At 49.8% G+C, this 536-nt stretch carries 1 protein-coding gene; it reads left to right on the top strand.

Going from position 1 to position 536, the window contains the following annotated elements:
- A partial coding sequence (locus V8F51_RS31500; RefSeq protein ID WP_337104449.1) for a SpoVR family protein occupies positions 1-536 on the top strand: 536 nt, incomplete at both ends.

The following is a 536-nucleotide window of genomic DNA, read 5'->3' as shown; positions in this document are numbered from 1 at the left end:
CGCGAGCTCGATCTCACGAGCGATGAGACGATCGAATTTGCCAAGCTTAATTCGTCCGTAGTCGTTCCTTCTCGTCATAGCCTCAATCCTTATTACCTAGGCTTGAAAATATTCGAGGATATCGAACGTCGCTGGGATAAGCCAACGAAGGAAGAAATGGTACGTTTCGGGCGCGAGCCGGGCAAAGGACGGGAAAAAATTTTCGAGGTGCGCGAATTCGATTCCGACATTTCTTTTTTGCGCAATTACTTAACCAAGGAGCTAGTCGACGACCTCGACCTGTACATTTTCGAGAAAAAAGGACCGGAATGGAAAATTACCGATAAATCGTGGGAAAACATTCGCGAGCAGCTCGTCTATTCGAAGGTAAACGGCGGATTCCCGAGCCTCTACGTCAAGGACGGCGATTTCAACCGCGTCGGCGAGCTGTATCTGAGCCACAACTATGAAGGCACAGAGCTGGATCTGAAGTACGTGGAACGCACGCTGCCTTATGTCGTGCAGCTTTGGGGCAAGAACGTTCATCTGGAGACGTT

This window comes from Paenibacillus sp. YIM B09110 (genome assembly GCF_037167145.1).
Taxonomy (GTDB): domain Bacteria; phylum Bacillota; class Bacilli; order Paenibacillales; family Paenibacillaceae; genus Pristimantibacillus.
Note: the sequence above shows the minus strand (reverse complement) of the source record. Positions and strands in the feature narration are given on the sequence as shown.